17 protein-coding genes are annotated in these 17,701 nt (G+C 72.0%); 14 read left to right on the top strand and 3 right to left on the bottom strand.

Annotation, left to right across the window (positions count from 1 at the left end):
- Positions 1-10: 10 nt before the first annotated feature.
- The 5 genes from ETD86_RS14255 (at position 11) to ETD86_RS56905 (ending at position 3,841) form a co-directional block, all read left to right on the top strand.
- The gene (locus ETD86_RS14255) at positions 11-763 is read left to right on the top strand and encodes an ABC transporter permease subunit (RefSeq protein ID WP_246147901.1); all 753 of its coding nucleotides are present in this window, start codon (positions 11-13) and stop codon (positions 761-763) included.
- Positions 760-2,199, top strand: coding sequence for an ABC transporter ATP-binding protein (locus tag ETD86_RS14250; RefSeq protein WP_246147900.1), 1,440 nt, complete (start codon positions 760-762; stop codon positions 2,197-2,199). The genes ETD86_RS14255 and ETD86_RS14250 overlap by 4 nt, the downstream gene beginning before the upstream one ends.
- On the top strand, positions 2,196-2,744 hold the full coding sequence (locus tag ETD86_RS14245; RefSeq protein ID WP_211370035.1) for a GNAT family N-acetyltransferase: 549 nt from the start codon (positions 2,196-2,198) through the stop codon (positions 2,742-2,744). Before ETD86_RS14250 ends, ETD86_RS14245 begins: the two co-directional genes overlap by 4 nt.
- Positions 2,745-2,794: 50 nt before the next feature.
- Complete coding sequence (locus ETD86_RS55100) at positions 2,795-3,037, top strand: hypothetical protein (protein WP_170223076.1); 243 nt, start codon at positions 2,795-2,797, stop codon at positions 3,035-3,037.
- An 81-nt stretch (positions 3,038-3,118) separates the two neighbouring features.
- Positions 3,119-3,841, top strand: a complete 723-nt coding sequence (locus tag ETD86_RS56905) for a hypothetical protein (protein WP_138666624.1) — start codon at positions 3,119-3,121, stop codon at positions 3,839-3,841.
- 1 nt (position 3,842) lies between these two features.
- Here ETD86_RS56905 and ETD86_RS14235 read toward each other — a convergent pair whose 3' ends face one another.
- Positions 3,843-4,556, bottom strand: a complete 714-nt coding sequence (locus ETD86_RS14235) for a hypothetical protein (protein WP_138666623.1) — start codon at positions 4,554-4,556, stop codon at positions 3,843-3,845.
- Between the two features lie 111 nt (positions 4,557-4,667).
- Between ETD86_RS14235 and ETD86_RS14230 the strand changes: the two genes are divergently transcribed.
- The 5 genes from ETD86_RS14230 to ETD86_RS14210 all read left to right on the top strand — a co-directional run bounded on the left by ETD86_RS14230 (position 4,668) and on the right by ETD86_RS14210 (position 12,498).
- Positions 4,668-6,047 (top strand): ATP-binding protein, encoded by a 1,380-nt coding sequence (locus tag ETD86_RS14230; RefSeq protein WP_138666622.1) that lies wholly within the window; start codon positions 4,668-4,670, stop codon positions 6,045-6,047.
- Entirely contained in the window at positions 6,041-7,240 is a 1,200-nt protein-coding gene (locus tag ETD86_RS14225) for a tetratricopeptide repeat protein (protein ID WP_170223075.1), read from the top strand. Before ETD86_RS14230 ends, ETD86_RS14225 begins: the two co-directional genes overlap by 7 nt.
- A gap of 92 nt (positions 7,241-7,332) precedes the next feature.
- A complete protein-coding gene (locus tag ETD86_RS14220; protein WP_138666620.1) occupies positions 7,333-10,680 on the top strand; it encodes an AfsR/SARP family transcriptional regulator in 3,348 nt (1,115 codons plus the stop codon).
- 81 nt (positions 10,681-10,761) lie between these two features.
- Positions 10,762-11,904 carry an FAD-dependent monooxygenase gene (locus ETD86_RS14215; RefSeq protein WP_138666619.1) on the top strand — a complete coding sequence of 381 codons (1,143 nt, stop codon included), beginning with the start codon at positions 10,762-10,764 and terminating at the stop codon, positions 11,902-11,904.
- A gap of 33 nt (positions 11,905-11,937) precedes the next feature.
- Positions 11,938-12,498 (top strand): hypothetical protein, encoded by a 561-nt coding sequence (locus tag ETD86_RS14210; RefSeq protein ID WP_138666618.1) that lies wholly within the window; start codon positions 11,938-11,940, stop codon positions 12,496-12,498.
- On the opposite strand, the gene ETD86_RS14205 is transcribed toward ETD86_RS14210, so the two are convergent.
- Entirely contained in the window at positions 12,488-13,306 is an 819-nt protein-coding gene (locus ETD86_RS14205; protein WP_138666617.1) for an SAM-dependent methyltransferase, read from the bottom strand. The genes ETD86_RS14210 and ETD86_RS14205 overlap by 11 nt on opposite strands.
- Before the next feature lie 229 nt (positions 13,307-13,535).
- Here ETD86_RS14205 and ETD86_RS14200 point away from each other — a divergent pair, with 229 nt between their 5' ends.
- Entirely contained in the window at positions 13,536-13,721 is a 186-nt protein-coding gene (locus ETD86_RS14200; RefSeq protein WP_138666616.1) for a hypothetical protein, read from the top strand.
- Between the two features lie 53 nt (positions 13,722-13,774).
- On the opposite strand, the gene ETD86_RS14195 is transcribed toward ETD86_RS14200, so the two are convergent.
- Positions 13,775-14,578, bottom strand: coding sequence for an N-acetylmuramoyl-L-alanine amidase (locus ETD86_RS14195; RefSeq protein WP_138666615.1), 804 nt, complete (start codon positions 14,576-14,578; stop codon positions 13,775-13,777).
- 236 nt (positions 14,579-14,814) lie between these two features.
- On the opposite strand from ETD86_RS14195, the gene ETD86_RS14190 reads away from it, so the two are divergent.
- The 3 genes from ETD86_RS14190 to ETD86_RS14180 are packed head-to-tail and all read left to right on the top strand — an operon-like array spanning position 14,815 to position 17,588.
- A complete protein-coding gene (locus ETD86_RS14190) occupies positions 14,815-15,447 on the top strand; it encodes a GOLPH3/VPS74 family protein (protein ID WP_138666614.1) in 633 nt (210 codons plus the stop codon).
- 53 nt (positions 15,448-15,500) lie between these two features.
- Positions 15,501-16,970, top strand: a complete 1,470-nt coding sequence (locus tag ETD86_RS14185; protein ID WP_246147899.1) for an APC family permease — start codon at positions 15,501-15,503, stop codon at positions 16,968-16,970.
- A 21-nt stretch (positions 16,971-16,991) separates the two neighbouring features.
- Entirely contained in the window at positions 16,992-17,588 is a 597-nt protein-coding gene (locus ETD86_RS14180; protein ID WP_211370034.1) for a GNAT family N-acetyltransferase, read from the top strand.
- Positions 17,589-17,701 lie beyond the last annotated feature (113 nt).

Below are 17,701 nucleotides of genomic sequence, written 5' to 3'. Positions count from 1 at the left end.
TGCGGGAGTTGTGCTGCTTGCCTTGCCGCTGGTGCTGGCATTGGCCGGGCCGTGGCTGGCGGGGGTGCCCGAGCCGCGCGGCGTCTCCTTCGCCCCCGTGTCCCCCACTGGGCCGCCGCTCGGCACGGACTTCGTCGGGCGGGACGTGTGGGAGCAGGTGCTGCTCGGCGGGCGTTCGGTGGTGCTCGTGGCGGCCCTGGCGACGGCGCTCGCGTACGCGGCCGGGGTGCCGTTGGGGATGGCCGCGGCGCTGGCCGGGCGGCGGTGGGTGGACGAGCTGCTGATGCGCCCGCTGGATCTGCTGCTCGCGGTTCCGTCGTTGTTGCTGCTCATCATGCTGGCCGGGTTGTTCTCGCCGGATCCTGTCGTGCTGGTCGGGATCGTGGCGCTGATCGGGCTGCCCGAAGTGGTGCGGATCTCCCGGGCCGCCGCGCTGGAGGCGGCGAGCAGCACGGCGATGGAGGCGCTGCGGCTGCAGGGCGAGACGTGGTGGCGCCGGGCCATCGGGTACACCGGCCGGTCCATGCTCACCACGCTGCTGGCCGACGCCGGAGTCCGGCTGGTCGGCGCGCTGTACCTGGTGGCCTCGGCGAGCTTCCTCGGCGTCGGCCTCGCGCCGGACGCCGCCGATTGGGCCGTCATGGTGGATCGCAACCGTACCGGGATGTTCCTGCAGCCGTGGGCGGTGCTGGTGCCGGCGCTGCTGATCGTCGCCCTGTCCGTGGGGCTGAACCTGACGTTCGACCGGGCGAGGAGGCGATGATGTTGAGGGTCTCCGGACTGCGGGCCGAGACGGACGGGCACGTCCTGGTGGACGACGTGTCCTTCGAGCTGGCCGCGGGCGAGGTGCTCGCGCTGGTGGGCGCCTCGGGCAGCGGGAAGACCACCACGGGGCTGGCGCTGCTGAGCGAGCACGCGCCCGGGGTGCGGGTCACGGGCGAGGTACGACTCTCCGGCGGCACCGCTGCGTACGTCCCCCAACACCCGTCGACCGTCCTGAACCCGGTGCGGCGGGTGGGCAGCGTCCTGCGGGAGGTGGCGCGCCTGCAGACCGGGCCGGCCGCCAGCGGACAGGCGGCCCACGGGAGGCGGCAGCGGGCGCGGGCAGGTGACGAGCGGGTGGTGGAGGCGGCGCGGCGGGCGCGGCTGCCGGTGGAGCTGCTCGGCCGCTACCCGCACCAGCTCTCGGGCGGCCAGCAACAGCGTGTGGTGCTGGCCCAGGCGTTGCTGCTCGACCCGGCCCTGATCGTCGCGGACGAGCCGACGACCGGCCAGGACGGACTCGTCAGGGCCGAGGTCATCGAGGAGTTCCGCCGCCTGCGCGCGCAGGGCATCGCCCTGGTGCTGCTCAGCCACGACCTCGCCATGGTGCGCGCCCTGGCCGACAAGGTGGCGGTGATGCACGCGGGCCGCATCGTGGAGTCGGGCCCCGCCACCTCCGTCCTGGACATCCCTCGACACGACTACACCAGGCGCCTGCTCGCCGCTCGTCCCCAGCCCAGGGCGGCGCCAGGCGCGGGAGACGTACCGGCGCTCGAGGTGCGGGATCTCGTGGCGGCGCACCGGGGCGGCGCACCCGTGCTCACGGGGGTGAGCCTGACCGTCACGGCCGGCGAATGCCTGGCCGTCGTCGGCAGGTCGGGCAGCGGCAAGACCACGCTCGCGCGCTGCGTCGCGGGCCTGCACCGGCCGGCCTCCGGCACGATCGCCCTGGACGGCCGCGTGCTCCCCCGCCACCTGGCCAGGCGGGCCCGCGACGTCCAGTACGTCTTCCAGGACGCCAGAGCCTCCTTCGACCCGTACCGCGCCGTGTCCGCCCAGGTCGCCAGGACGGCGGTGCGGTTACGCGGCGCCACCCCCGCCGAGGCCGCGGTGGAGGCCGGGAAAGTGCTGGAGCGCGTCGGCCTGGACGAGCACACGACCGGGCGCCGCCCGTCGGCGCTGTCAGGCGGCGAGCTGCAACGTGCCGCACTGGCCCGCGCCCTGCTCGCCGGACCGCGCGTGCTCGTCTGCGACGAGATCACCTCAGGCCTGGACGCTCTCGTCCAGGCCGCGGTCCTCGACCTGCTCGACGAGCTGCGCCGCGACCTCGGCCTGACGCTGCTGCTCATCAGCCACGACATGCACGTGGTCGCCAGACTGGCGGACCGCGTCGCGACACTCGGTGGCGGCCGGCTCATTGTGGAGGAGACCCCTTGAACTCCTACGTCATCCAGCGCGCCATACCCCGCCACCTCGACGGCGCGCGGCAGATCATGCTGGACACCTTCTACCGCGACTTCGGCTACGGCTACCGGCCTCAATGGCATGGCGACGTGGTGGACCTGGAAGGGACGTACCTGCTGCCCTGCAGGCACACGCTCCTCGTGGCCCTGCACGGCGACGAGGTGGTCGGCACGACGGCCGTGCGCGCCCATGGCCCCAAGAGCCCGCCCCACCCGGACTGGCTGGCCAGGCTCTATCCGGACGGCACGACGGCGCAGCTCTTCCGCGTGTACGTGGCCCCCGCCCACCGCCGGCGCGGCCTGGCCCGCGAGATGGTCCGCCAGGCCTGCCGCTTCGTCGCGGAGTGCGGCGACTACCGGGCGATCTACCTGCACACCGACACCCGGGTGCCGGGGGCCGAGGTGTTCTGGCGCTCGCTGGCGGAGCCGGTCTTCGACGACCGCGACGGCGATCCCGAGCACCCCCAGACGCTCCATTTCGAGCTTCCGATGCCCACTTCGTGTGATAAGTCCCATTAGTTTGACCGAAATACCGCTTTTCGGCTGATAAATACGCCACGATCGTGCGGGTGAGACCCCGGATCGTCGCCCCGTTCGTCGCCCTGCTCCTGGTCTCGGCGTGTGCGCTGGAGACCGCGCGGCCCGCCGCGCCGGCCCCCTCCAGCGATCCGCCGTCGACCACCGCGACCGCCACGCCGAGCGCGTCCGGTCAGGACACCCGGCCCGCGCTGGCGGAAACACGCAGCACCAAGACCCCGGAGCTCAAGGTCGAGGTCGTCGGGCTGAACCGGGTCAAGGCAAGCACCTGGTGACCCAGCTCAGGCTCACCAACACGGGCACGGACAAGCACCTGTCGTGGCCGGGCGAGATGGGCGACAACACGTGCTCAGGCCGTGCGCCAGGCGCTGTCCGCACTCGTCACCAGGCAGGACGTACGCTTCCAGGCCAAGGGGTACGGTTCCCGCCGCCCGCTCTACAGCAACGACACCGACGAGGGCAGGCGGCGCAACCGGCGGGTCTCGGTGACCTTCGCCAAGCCGCAGGCCGCCGCGTCCGAGCAGCCGGCCACGCCCACCGCGTCCGAGCAGCCGGCCGCGCCCACCGCGTCCGAGCAGCCGGCCGCGCCCACCGCGTCCAGGCAGCCGGCCGCGCCCACCGCCTCCGCCGCCCCGGGCGCGACCGGGCTGACGGCCACCGGCAGGGCGGACGGCCAGCCGATCTCCATGGAGGTGACGGGGCTGCGGCGGCTGCCCGGCGGCCTCGGCCTGCTGACCTACCGGATCAAGAACGAGGGCAGCGCCGAGACCTGGTTCAACGAGCTGCACCATGCGCAGGACTGGATGTCGTTCAAATACCAGGCGGCCACCAACGTGACGCTGACCGACGTGGCCGCCAGGCGTCAGTACCTGCCCGGCCGGCTCCAGGTGCCGGCCGAGGGCGGGAACGTGGATGCGTACTGCGCCTGCTCGGACCTGTCCGGCGTGCGGCTGGGCACCGAGAAGTTCGGGCCCGGGGCGGAGAAGGTGTTCTGGAACCTGTTCGAGCTGCCCGAGGGCGTGGCGGCTATGAAGGTGAAGATCGGGACGTTCCGTGACCTCCAGGTGCCCGTTCAGTAGCTCAGCCGGACAGGCCGGCGACGAAGGCGGCGGGGATCAGCGCGACCGTCAGCACGACGGCCCACCAGCGGGGAGCCGGGCCCTCACGCGACAAGGCGACGCCGAGCGGCACGAGGGCGACCGCCAAGCCGGCCAGCGCGACCAGCGAGATCGGGTCGGTGCTGCCCTTGAGCACGCCCAGTGGCAGCCCGCTCGCGAGCGCCAGCGCAACGCATCTGGCCGTCCCCCCGATCCCGGGGCCGAACGCCCTGGCGCGGTAAGCGCCGATCGCCAGCACGATCCAGCCGCCCATGATCGCGACGTTGGCCGCCTTGAAGACGTGGAAGGCGCCGTACGTCGAGGACACTGCCTGCTGCGCCGCCGCCGGCCCGAGCGCGTCCACCATCCGGAACGCCAGATGGCTCGCCCCCGCGTGGAAGACCCGTCCGAACAGCCCGAGCACCACCAGCGTGCCGCCCCATGCGGCCCACCCGGGGCGCGTCGCCGCGATCATGCGGGTCAGCGCGGCCACGGCGGGCCACAGCAGCACGACTCCGGCGGCGAACAGGCTGTAGGACACGACCATCTTCGCCGGATCGGCGGCGTAGGCGGCGAGCTGGCCGGGGAAGAAGTCGTCCTCGCCCATCCGGACCAGCACCGCGGCGAGCAGCAGGAGCGGCCCGAGCACCAGCCCGGTCCCCTCGACCCAGCGGCCGGGGATCTGATTGATCGTCATGCCACCGATTGAAGCGGCGGCCGCGCCGGGGCACACGGGCGCTCGTGCGAGAGCCACGGTAGACCCAGCACTAGTTTCGATAACCTGCGTAGTTCGGTAACAACGGGACTCTTGCCACAGAAGGGACGGACACGTGCTCGACGATGTCGGCCTCCAGGCGCTCCGCGAGGCGCGCGCCTGTCACCGGACAACCTCCCCCTTCGGCGGCACCTCGCCGAGCAACTCCTGGCCAAGGGGTATCTGGCCGACGCCGAGGCCGAGTTCCGCGCGGCGCTCGTGCTAGCGCCCAAGGACGTGGACGTCACGGCCGGGCTGGCCGAGGCATTTGCGCGGCAGAGTGCCCATGGCGCGGCCTTGGCGGCGCTGGAGCCGTTCCTTGCCTCGCCCGGCTACCCGCCGCGACTGGGGATCATCGCCGCGAAGGCGCTGCTGGGGGAGGGTGAGACGGGTAAGGCGGCCTACCGCTACTACGAGGCGATCTCCAGGGACGCGTCCCTCGCGGATCCGGAGCTGGCGGCGCGCTTCACGATCCCAGCGCCGGCGGCCGCGCCGTCGCCCGGCACGCCACCGCCACCCACCCCGGCATATATGGCCGCCGGCCCCGCACCGGACGAGGCGGAGGTGGAGCGGTCGAAGCTCACCTTCGCCGACGTGGCCGGGATGGAGGCGGTCAAGGAGTCCCTCCGGGTCAAGCTCCTGCTGCCGATCCAACAGCCGGAGCTCTTCGCCGCGTACGGCAAGCGCGCAGGCGGCGGCGTCCTGCTGTACGGCCCTCCGGGAGCAGGCAAGACCCACCTGGCCAGAGCCGCGGCGGGCGAGCTCGGCGCGGCGTTCGTCAACGTCGGCCTGGCCGACATCCTGGACATGTACGTCGGCTCGAGCGAGCGCAACCTGCGCGCCACGTTCGACCTGGCCCGCCGCAACCGCCCGTGCGTGCTCTTCTTCGACGAGGTCGACGCGCTGGCCGCCCGCCGCTCTGACATGCGCCAGGCGCACACCAGGCAGCTGGTCAACCAGTTCCTGGCCGAGCTCGACGGCGTGGACCAGAACGCCAACGAAGGCGTCCTGGTCCTGGCGGCCACGAACGCGCCCTGGTACATCGACGCGGCATTTCGCCGCCCCGGCCGGTTCGACCAGCTGGTGTTCGTGCCGCCGCCGGACGCCGCGGCCCGCGCGGCCATCCTGCGCATCCTCTGCCGGGACAAGCCGCTGGCCGAGATGGACTTCGACGCGGTGGCACGGGCCACCGAGCACATGGTCGGCGCTGACCTGAAGGGTGTGGTGGACCGGGCGGTGGAGGTCAAGCTCCAGCAGTCGATCAGCGCGGGCCGCCCCATCCCGATGTCGACCGCCGACCTGATGGCCGCAGCCAAGGGCGCCAAGCCCACGTCCGTACGCGAATGGCTGGCCACCGCCCGCAACTACGTCCTGCACGCCAACGAGTCGGGCGCGTGGGACGAGCTGATGCCCTGGATCAAGGCCAAATGGTGAAGGTGGACGAGTCGCTCGAGCGCGCGCGGACGCTGATGCGGCTGCGCCGGCATGCGGACGCCGAGCGGGAGCTGCGCGGCGTGCTCGCCGTCGAGCCGCAGCAGGACATGGCGCACTGCCTGCTGGCCCTCGCCCTCGTCCACCAGGGCAAGGCGGCCGAGGCCGTGACCATGGCGCAGGAGGCGGTGCGTCTGGTCCCCGACCATTGGTATCCGCACTACGTGGCCGGGCAGGTGTACTACCGGCTCAACCTGGCCGGCCCGGCGATGGCCGCCGCCGAGGCGTCCCTGGCGCAGTCCACCGAGCAGGTGTCGGCTTGGGAGCTGCTGGCCCGCACCCACATGATCAAGGGCCAGTGGCGTCAGATCGTGGAGGCGGCCCAGCGCGGGCTGGCCGTCGATCCGCAGGTGCCGGACCTGGTGAGCCTGCTGTCGGTGGCCCACACCAAGCTGGGCGAGGCCGAGCCGGCCAGGGCCGCCGCCGCACAGGCCGTACGGCTGGATCCGGAGAGCGCCACCGCGCACCTGGCGGCCGGGCGGGCGGCGCTGGCGTTCGGGGATCCCCGGGCCGCGGCGGACTCGTTCCGCGAGGTGCTCCGCCTCGATCCCGAGTTCAGCCCGGCGAGGGACCTCCTGGTGACGGCGCTCAAGCAGCGCAACCCGCTCCAGCGGATGCTCTCGAACCTGCGGCACCGCTACCGCGGCGGCTGGCGGCTGGTGTTCCTGCTGCCCGTGGCCCCGCCGCTGATCGCCGTCTTCGTCCTCATCGCGCTGCTGCACTGGGTGGCGTGGGTCGGCGAGTCGGTGACCGTGCTGCGGCTGGCCCGCACCAGGGCCACCCGGCTGCTGTTCGAGGGCGTCGAGGGCCGCGTGGCCATGGCCTGCTGCGCCCTGGTGGTCGCCGGGGCCGGGGTGCTCGCCCTGGGGATCGCGCTCGGCCAGGAGGCCGTGGGCACGGCAGGAGCGGCGGTCATGGCCCTGGTCACCGCCGTGCAGGAGGCCACCCACACCAGTTCGCCCCGCGGGCGCGTGGTCATGTACGGCTGGACCGGCCTGCTGGTGGTGGCCATCGTCGCGGCGGTCATCGCCGGCGCGCCGGCCGTCGCGCTGCTGGGCGTGTACGCCGGGCTCGGCACGATCTGGGTGGCGGCCGGCGTGCGGCGCTTCTTCCTGGACGGCGCCGCCTCTCAGTAAATGTACGCACCGCGGGACGGGCGTTCGTTCAACGCGCCACGCCCAGGGTGGCCGGGCGAGTGCGGTGGGCCCCATAAGGGACAATCGGGATCGTGCAGTTCGGCATCCTGGGGCCCCTCGTGGTGCGATCACCCGATGGTGACGCGGTCGCCGTGGGCGGTGCCCGGCCGCGCGCTCTGCTCGCACTGCTGCTGCTCGATGCCGGACGGACGGTGAGCGTCGAGCGCCTCATCGAGGGCCAGTACGGCGACGACCCACCGGCGGGTGCCGCCAACGCCGTCCAGGCGCAGATCTCCCGGCTCCGGCGCCGTCTTCCCGCCGGCCTGATCGAGTTCCACGGGGCGGGCTACCGGCTGGCGGCCGATCGGGAGGACGTGGACGCGCACCGGTTCGAGCGGCTCGCCCGGGAGGGCCGGCGACTGCTCGCGGCTGGGCTCTTCACCGGTGCGGCCGCCCTGCTCAGGGACGCACTCGACCTGTGGCGGGGGGCGGCGCTGGCGGACGTCTCCGACGCCGCGTTCGTGGCCGCGCAGGCTCGGCGGCTGGAGGAGATGCGGCTGGCGGCCGCGGAGGACCTGATGGAGGCGGAGCTGGCCCTCCCCGAGTCCAGCCCGGTGGGGGCGCTACGGGAGCTGGTGGCCGCCCATCCGCTGCGCGAGCGGGCGCGGGGGTTGCTCATGCGTGCGCTGCTGACGGCCGGGCAGCAGGCGGAGGCGCTCGCGGTGTACGACGAGACACGGCGGCTCCTCGCCGACGAACTCGGCGCCGACCCGTCGCCTGAGCTGGCGGCCCTGCATGTGGAGATCCTGCGCGGCGAGCGGCCCCGCGAGCGGGTCACCCGGACAGCGCCGCCGACCCAGCTGACCGGCTTCGTGGGGCGGGAGGAAGAGCTGGCCCGCCTCGACGCGCTCCGCGAGGCCCGCCTGGTGACGATCGTCGGCCCGGGCGGCACGGGCAAAACCCGCCTGGCGATCGAGGCCGTCACTCAAGGCGGGAGCCGGCGCGGCGAGGATGTGTGCTTCGCCGACCTGTCGCTGGTGGACGGCGCCGGACAGGTGGCGATGGCGGTGCTCGGGGCCCTGGGGTTGCGGGCGTCCGTGCTTCGGCCGCCCATGGGGCCCGGATCGCCCGAGACCATCGAGCGCCTCGTGACGGCGCTGGCCGAGCAGGAGCTGACGCTCATCCTGGACAATTGCGAGCACGTGATCATCGAGACCGCCACGCTCGCCCGGCGCCTGCTCGCTGCCTGCCCCGGACTCACCATCCTGGCCACCAGCCGGGAGCCCCTGGGCATCACCGGCGAGCACCTGGTCCCGCTGCCGCCACTGCCCACCCCGCCCCCCGACGCCGGGCGCCCGTACGACTATCCGGCCGTGAGGTTGTTCGCCGACCGGGCGGCGACCGTGCGGCAGGGCTTCACGGTCGGGCCGGACAATCTGGACGCGGTCCGGCGGATCTGCGCCGCGCTGGACGGTCTGCCGCTGGCCATCGAGCTGGCAGCGGCCCGGGTGCGGACGTTCGGCGTGGACGAGATCGCCGCCCGCCTGGCCGAGCACGGCAGGTTCAGATTGTTGTCGCGCGGCGACCGTACGGCCGCCGCCCGGCACCAGACCCTCCATGCGGTCGTCGAGTGGAGCTGGAGCCTGCTGGACGCCGAGGAGCAGGCGCTGGCCAGGCGGTTCTCGGTGTTCGCCGGGGGCGCGAGCCTGGAGGCGGTCGAGCGGGTCTGCGGCGAGAACGCCGCCGAACCGCTCGCTGGCCTGGTGGACAAGTCGCTGGTCGAGACCGACGGCGATCGTTACCACATGCTCGACACCATCCGGCTGTTCTGCGCGGAACGGCTGGCGGAGGCAGGTGAGGAGGAGCGGCTCCGGCAGGCCCATGCCGCCTGGTTCCTGGAGCTGGCCAGGCGCGCCGACGAGCACCTGTACCGGGCCGAGCAGCTCTCCTGGCTGGCCCGGCTGTCGGCCGACAACGCCAACCTGCGGGCGGCCCTGCGGTGGAGCGTGGAGCAGGACAGGCCGACGGCGTTGCGCCTGGTGGCGGGGCTGGCGATGTACTGGTGGCTGAGCGGGCGGCGCGATCAGGCCACCGGGCCCGCCGTACGCCTCCTCGACACGATCGGGACGGGACCGCCTGACGGGCTCGGCGAGGAGTACGTGCTGACCGTGCTCCATGCCGTACCCGACTCCGGGTCGCCGCACTGGGAGCGGGCACGGGCCATCGTCGCGGCACTGGAGCGGCCGATGCGCTCCCGGTTCGGCTTGGCCCTCTGGGGGATGATCGCGGGCCCGCCGGCCGAGCTGGAAACGAATGCGCCGGGGTCCGAAGCGCTGGGCTCCGATCCGTGGAGCCGGGCGCTGGGCCGGCTCGGCCATGCCTTGATAGCGCTGATGCGCGGCGAGACCGCGCGGGCCGAGCGAGAGCTGGAGACGGTGCTGGCGGACTTCGGCGCGGTGGGTGAGCGCTGGGGCAAGGCGCAGGCGCTCGACTGGCTCGCGCTGATCGCGGGCTGGCGTGGCGACTGGGCTCGTGCCATGGGCTTGTGGAAGGCCGCGATCGAGCTGCTCGAGGAACTCGGCGCGGTGGAGGAGATGGTGGACGTGCTGGGCAGGCGGGCCGACGCCCGCCTGCGTGCCGGGGACGTGGTGAGGGCGCGTGCCGACTGCGAGCGCGCCGGGGATCTGGCGCGGGTGGTGGGCAGGCCCGGACTCACGGCCGAGGTGCGGCTGTGGCTGGGTGAGATCGCTCGATGGCAGGGTGACCTGGCCGGCGCGGCCGATCAGCTCGCCGCCGCACTGGAGGGCGCCTCGGGGAACGGCGTGTTCACCGCCTCGGGTACGAGGTCGCACGTGCTGACGGCGCTCGGCCGCCTCGCCGGGGCGACCGGCGATGTCGCGGAGGCGGGTCGCAGGCACCACGAGGCGATGGTCGCGGCGCTCGCCTCACCCCTGGCCACCGACTCCGCCGATGCCGCCGAGGGCCTCGCCGGCCACACCCTCCTCGCCGGCGGGCTGACGACCGGGGCCTCGGATCCGGCGGCCGAACCGGCGAACCGGGCGGCCGTGCATGGTGCCGCGGAGCGGGCGGCCGTGCATGGTGCCGCGGAGCGGGCGGCCGTGCATGGTGCCGCGGAGCGGGCGGCCGTGCATGGTGCCGCGGAGCGTGCGGCGGTGTTGCTCGGGCTGGCGGTGGCGCTGCGGGGCACGACGGTGGCCGGCGACCGGGACGTCGCCGAGGTCGCCACCGCCGCCACCCGCGTCCTGGGCCCGGCGGCCTTCGCGGCGGCATACGCCAAGGGCGCCGCCATGGACAGAGCAGAAGCCCTGGCAACACTGCGAGCAGGCGGCACGAGCGACGCGGACCGCACAGGCGACGCGGACCGCACAGGCGACGCCGGCGACGCAGGCGACGCGGGCCGTGCGAGCGGCGGGCGGTGAGGGAGGGGCGCTGACAGGGGGTGGAGCGGCTGTCAGCCGGTGGTCGCCGGGTTGTCAGCGTGCCCGGCGAGGCTGCCTGGCATGAGCAACGGAAACATCCTCATCTCCGGCGCCGGCATCGCCGGTCCCGCCTTGGCCCACTGGCTCGTCCGCTACGGCTTCCACGTCACGATCGTCGAGAAGACGCCGGAGCTGCGCCTCGGCGGCCAGACCGTGGACTTCAAGGGCGAGACCCACCGTACGGTCCTGACCCGCATGGGCATCCTGGACGAGGTCCGCAAGCTCCAGACCGGCGGCACCGACCAGCTGATCGTCGACGCGAACGGCCGTACGCTGGCGGTCCTGCCCGGCGAGTTCACCGGCGGCGACCTGGAGATCAAGCGCGGCGACCTGTCCAGGCTCCTGTACGAGAAGACGGCCCCGTCCTGCGAGTACGTCTTCGGCGACTCGATCACCTCGCTCACCGAAACCGCCGACGGCGTGCACGCCACGTTCGAACGCTCCGCCCCCCGCACGTTCGACCTGGTCGTGGGCGCGGACGGGATCCACTCCAACGTCCGCCGCCTGGCCTTCGGCCCTGAGTCCGACTATGTGCGGCATCTCGGCCACTACTACGCGCTGGTGGACTTGGACGAGGACTTCGGCCCGGTCCCGATGATGTACAACGAGCCCGGCAGACTGGCTGCGGTCGGCGGGCCGAAGGCGCCGGCGTTCTTCGTCTTCGCCTCCGACCGGCTGGACTACGACCGCTACGAAGCCGGCCAGCAGAAGGAGCTCCTGACGCGAGCCTACGCGGGCATGGGCTGGCGGGTCCCCGCGATCATGAGCGCGGTGCGCCGCGCCGGCGATGTCTACCTCGACTCGATCAGCCAGGTCAGGATCGACCGCTACAGCAGCGGCCGCGTGGTGCTGCTCGGCGACTCGGCGTACGGCAACACGCTGGGCGGCTTCGGCACCGGCCTGGCGGTGGTGGGCGCGTACGTGCTGGCAGGCGAGCTGGCCGCGGCCGGCGGCGATCACCACGGGGCCTTCGCGGAGTACGAGCGCCTGCTCCGCGGATACGCCAAGATCGCCAAAAACGGCAACGCCGGCCCCTTCCTCGCCCCCGGGACCCCGGCCGGGATCCGGATGCGCAACTGGATCTTCAAGTACCGCTTCCTGCTGGCTTTGATGATGAAGATGGGCGACAAGTTCGCGACCGACATCGACCTCAAGACGTATTGAACTTTTGTCACATCCGCCGCATCCAACCCCGACGTGAACAGATTTCAGCAGCTCGCAGCCCTGTCCGCCGCCGCGACCATCGCCACGACCATGATCGCCGCCCCCGCCGGCGCCCAGGCTGCCGGCCGCCCTTCGTGCCCGATTCCCGCCAACGCGAAGTCCAGGACCGATGAGCCGGCGAAGGGCTACAAGGCGCTCAAGGGCGTCCGGCTGCACTACCTCCCGAAGGGTTTCACGCAGGGCGAGGTCGTCGTCGGCAAGGACAACGGCATCACCGAGTACGGCTACGTGTGGTCGGACGGCCGGGACGACGTGGACATGAAGCACCGGTCGTTGTGGGTGCGGGTGATGTGCTGGCCAGAGGCGCGCAAGCTCGCCCAGTTGAAGAAGATGCCGGTCACGCTGGGAACCTTCGCCGCCACGAAGACCGCGAAGATCGGCGGCCGCAAGGTGCTCACCAAGGTGGGGGACGGCGCGCTGGGCCACGGCAGGTACGCCGGCTGGGTCGAGCGCGAGGGTGTCGTCGTGACCGTGATGGCCTCCGAGCCGCTCGTCCCCCACCTCGACCGGATCATCAGGTCGATCAGGCTATGAGCCGTCCCACCCCGCCCTTGATCAGGAGCTGCGGCACACTGTCGAGCAGCGGGAGATGATCCTCGGCCGGGTCGACCTGCCATTCGTGGACGGGGACGAGGCCCGGCCCGACCAGCTCGAACCCGTCGAACAACCGCAGCACGTCCTCGTGCGCGCGGAACCTGCCCTGGGCCGCCGTGCCGGCCGTCGCCATCTGGAGCTGGTTGATCGCCTCCGGGGCGCTCTCCGCCATGGCGTGGGAGATGATCAGGTAACTGCCGGGCGCCATGCGCTTCCTGAACGCCGCCACGATCCCGGCGGGGTCCTCCTCGTCCATCACGAAGTGCAGCACGCCGACCATGAGCACGCAGACCGGCTGCTCGAAGTCGATCAGGCCGGTGACGTGCGGGTCGTCGAGGATGTCCGCGGGGCGGCGCAGGTCGGCCTGGATGGAGGCGATGCCGGGGGCATCGGCCAGCAGCACCTGGGCGTGCATGCGCACCACCGGGTCATTGTCCACGTAGATCACCCGGCAGGCCGGGTTGACCTCGCGGACGGTCTCGTGGATGCTGGGCGAGGTCGGGATGCCGGTCCCCAGGTCGATGAACTGGCGTACGCCCAGCTCGGCCACGTGGCGTACGGCCCCCACCTGGAACGCGCGGTTGGCCTTGGCCACCAGGCGCGTGTCCGGGGCCACGGCGAGGAGCTTCTCGGCGACGGCTCGGTCGATGGCGAGATTGTCTTTCCCGCCAAGAAGATAGTCGTACACCCGCGCTGAACTCGGGACACTCGGGTCGACGCCGGGCGGAACGCGTTCTAGCTCGGTCACGTGAGGGCGGTCTCCTTCGCCAGGTACTCCGTGGCGCCCATCCTACTGCGCCCCCTCGCCGGGACGAGCAGCCGGAAGAGAACACGTTCTCGTTTACCCGGGCCGGGGGCGGGCGCGGAATTGTACTGCCTAGCAGGACCGTAAATACAGCCGGATGGCCGATGCGCTTTGGACATCGGCCTGTGCATCCTGGTGAGGAGGGTCCCCATCGGAGAGGAGTCACGAGGGCATGGAGAACGCGGCAGTCCGCCCGACCGTTGTCCTGGACAACGGCGTGGTCGGCAGGGTCATGCTGGCTCATCCATCTCGGCGCGATCTCGTCCTCGTGCTCGGTATGGACGGGACCCTGCTGAGCTGTCAGCTCGGCGACATCGCGTGCGTGGTGGGAGGCAAGCCGCTCTGCCGAGACGGTTGAGGGCCAAGCGCGCGGTCGCCGCTTCGGCCGGCTCTCCGAGGCGGCGGTCGCGGCTACTCGGTCAGGAAACGTTTGATCCCGTTGGCCAGGGAGGTGGCCATGCGCTGGCGAAAGGCTGGATCGGACATCTTGGCCGCGTCGCCGGGGTTGCGCATGTTGCCGCACTCGATGAACACCGCCGGCCGCTTCGACAGGTTGAGCCCGCCCAGGTCGGTGCGGGTCTCCAGCCCCTCGTGCGCGATGTAGTTCGCGTACGGCATGCCGGTGCCCTTCCGGTACGCGTCGCGGACGGCGTGGCCGAGCCGCCGGGACGGCTTGACGACGTCGTCGTTGTGCCCGGGAAGCAGCCCCGGCATGATCACGTGGAACCCGTGCCCGCTCGGCGCGGCGCCGTCCCCGTGAATGGACAGGACCGCGTCCGCCCTGGCCTCGTTGCCGATGGCGGCCCGCTCGGTGACACACGGGCCGACGCCCTTGTCGTTGGGCCGGGTGAGCACGACCTTGGCGCCCATACGCTCCAGGATCGGTTTGAGCCGCCCGGCGACGTCCCAAGTGAAGGCGTGCTCCTGGAAGCCGTCGTCGGTCTGCGTGCCGGTCGTGTTGCAGGCCTTGCGGCCGGTGATGATGTCGACCTGGCGGTTGATCTCCTCCGGGTGCGCGGCGTTGCCGCCGTTGTGCCCGGGGTCGAGCACCACGACCTTCCCCTCCAGCGCCCGCGCGGCAGGCGAGCGGGTGACGGGCGACTGAGTGGGAGGCGTCGCCGCGGGCAGCGCCGTCTCGCTCGCGGTGGGCACGGCGCCGCCGCACGCGGTGGACAGTGAGGCCAGCGCAGTGAGTGCCACGAGGTACGCGCGCATGGTCCCGACCGTACCGGGCACTCGGCGGCCCGCCCAATACCCGGCCGACCTGGGCCATTCGTATCGACTACCGGATAAAACAGCACATTAAGCGTTAATTCCGTCATTATCTGGACTTGTCATAAATGGGCCTACCCGGGCGATGACCTTTCTTGATAGATATTTCCGCTGGCGGCTACCTGCCGCGTCCCTATGCCGGTCATCCCAAAGAGCGATAGTGAGCGGACCGATTCAAGGTGCTTGCCGATGATTTCTTCCTCGTCGCCTGGGATACGACTGGCTCGGGCAGGTCTCGTTTGCACCTCCAGGGAATCGCGCTCGGCCTGGCCGGCGCCCTGATCGCGGAGCTGGTGCTGGCGCAGCGGATCTCCGTGCGCGGCGTGCGCCTCGGCATGGTCGACGCGCGACCGGTCGGCGAGAAGGTGGCCGACAATGTGCTGTCCGAAATCAGCAATTCCTCACACCACACCGACGTGCGCACATGGCTCGCGTATCTCGCACAACGATCAGTGGCGGACGTGAGCGGGCGACTGGAGTCGGCCGGGCTGCTCCAACGCGAAACCCCAAAACTGCTCAAGCGCAGACAACCCCGCTATTTCTCCACGGATTTCAGCCGCGCCATGTGGCCCGTGACGCGGCTGCGGCTGGGGCTGGTTCGGCGCCAGCCGCTGTCGCCGGAGGACATGGCGCTGGCGACGCTGGTGGACGCGTGCGATCTGACCGGCACCGTGCTCGACGAACCGTCCGACCGCCGCGTCGCCCGGCAGTACCTGACCACGCTGCTGGCCGCGATGCCCCAGCCACTCAGCGACCTGAGCCGCCAGGTCGGCGCGGCCGTGGGCGACGCGGTCCTCACGTACCGCATCTGACCGGCCCGATCCCCCGAGAACGGCACCCCCCAGAGAGGAACACGATGCGCACCGTGAAATCCGCCGAGTCCGACCCGATCAGCGGCGCACTCGCCGCCGACCGGCTCGGCGCACCCTCGGTCGTCTACTTCGTCCTGTCCGCCGCGGCGCCGCTCACGGTCGTCGCCGGGGTGGTCACCACCGCGTACGCGATCACCGGGATCACCGGCCTGCCGGTCGCGTTCCTGGTGGTGGGGATCGTCCTGGCGGTGTTCGCGGTCGGGTACGTGGCGATGGCGCGGCACATGGCCAACGCCGGCGCGTTCTACACCTACGTCACCCGCGGGCTCGGACGCCCGGCGGGCATCGCGGCCGCCTGGGTGGCGCTGATCGCGTACAACGCGCTGCAGGTCGGGTTGTACGGCGCTTTCGGCGCGGCGACGACCCCGCTGATCGAACGGTGGGCAGGCGTCACGCCGCCCTGGTGGGTGGTGTCGCTGATCGCCTGGGCGCTCGTGGCGGTGCTGGGCGTGATGCGGGTGGACGTCAACGGCCGGCTGCTGGCCGTCCTGCTCACTGCCGAGGTGGCGGTCATCCTGCTGTTCGACCTCGCCGACCTGATCAACCCGGCGCCCTCCGGCTTCTCCATGGAGACGCTGTCGCCCGGCGCGCTGTTCGAGCCCGGCGTGGGGGCGCTGCTGGTGATCGCGACGCTCGGGTTCGTGGGGTTCGAGTCGTCCGTGGTGTTCTCGGAGGAGAGCCGCGAGCCGCGACGTACGGTGCCGCTGGCCACCTACTCGGCCGTGGCGATCATCGCGGGCCTGTACGCGCTGTCGTCCTGGGCGATGACGGTCGCCACCGGCCCGGCCGCCATCGTGGCCACGGCGCAGCGTGACCAGGCGGACACCATCTTCGTGCTCGCCGCGCAACACCTGGGCGGCACGGTGGTGGACATCGCCAGGGTGCTCTTCGCGACCAGCGTGTTCGCGGCGATGATCTCCTTCCACAACACCACCGCCCGCTACTTCTTCGCGCTCGGTCGCGAGCGGGTGCTGCCTGCCGTCTTCGGCCGGACGCGGGCCCGCAGCGGCGCGCCCAAGGCAGGCTCGATCGCGCAGAGCGTGTTCGGGCTGGTCGTCATCGCGGTGTATGCGCTGCTCGGGCTCGACCCGCTGGTGCAGTTGTTCTTCTACGGCGGCTCGTTCGGCGGGTTCGGGGTGCTGCTGCTGATCTTCGTGACGTCCATCGCGATCATCGTGTTCTTCCTCCGCGAGCCGAGCGGCGAGACCGTCGCGCGGCGGCTGGTCGCGCCCGTGCCCGCCGCGATCGCGCTGGCCGTGATGGTGTGGCTGGCGCTGGACAACTTCGGGACGTTGCTGGGCGTGCCCGAGGGGGACCCGCTGGCCTGGATCCTGCCCGCGGTCTACGGCGTCGCCGTCGTCGTGGGTCTGCTGTGGGCGATCACCCTGCGGTCCAGACAACCCGCGGTCTACTCTCAGGTCGGGATGGGCGCCAAGGCGGCCACCACCCGGGACCTCACCTGATCGAACGAGAGGGGATAGGCCATGGGAGAGACCTTCGTCATGCGGCCGGACATCCGGCGTGCGGCTGAAGAGGACGCGGCACAGGTGGCCGAGCTGATCGCGACCGCGTTCGCCCAGCTCAAGGTGGTGAGCTACCTCGTGCCTGACCGCAGGGAACGCCACAAGGTCCTGACCGCCGACTTCCGGATCCTCGTGGAACACGCGCTGGAGCACGGCGAGATCCACCTCATCGACGACGGCCACGCGACCGCGGTCTGGTTCCCGCACACCGCGCCGCTGCCCGCCCCGCCCGACTACGACCGCCGGCTGGCCGAGTGCGCCGGGGAGTGGGTCGAGCACTTCCGCGTGCTCGACGGGCTGTTCGAGGAGCACCATCCGGCCGAGCCGCATCACTACCTGGCGTTCCTGGCGGTGCATCCGGACCGGCAGAACCAGGGGCTGGGCTCGGCGCTGCTGCGCCACCACCACGACCGGCTGGGCGGCGCGGCGGCCTACCTGGAGGCCAGCAGCGCCGGCAGCAGGGACCTGTACACGCGCCACGGCTACCAGGTCCGCGAGCCGTTCGCGCTACCGGACGGGACGTTGTTCTGGCCGATGTGGCGACCCGGCGGCCCGTGACGCTGGTAGGCCTCGCCGGGTTACGGCTGGGCCCTCAGCACCGTACGACCGCCCGCAGGGCCGAAGAGCTCACCCGGTCGTGAAACTTTCACCTTCTTCAGGGTGCGATGGTG

This window comes from Nonomuraea turkmeniaca, from assembly GCF_005889735.1.
GTDB lineage: Bacteria > Actinomycetota > Actinomycetes > Streptosporangiales > Streptosporangiaceae > Nonomuraea > Nonomuraea turkmeniaca.
Note: the sequence above shows the minus strand (reverse complement) of the source record. Positions and strands in the feature narration are given on the sequence as shown.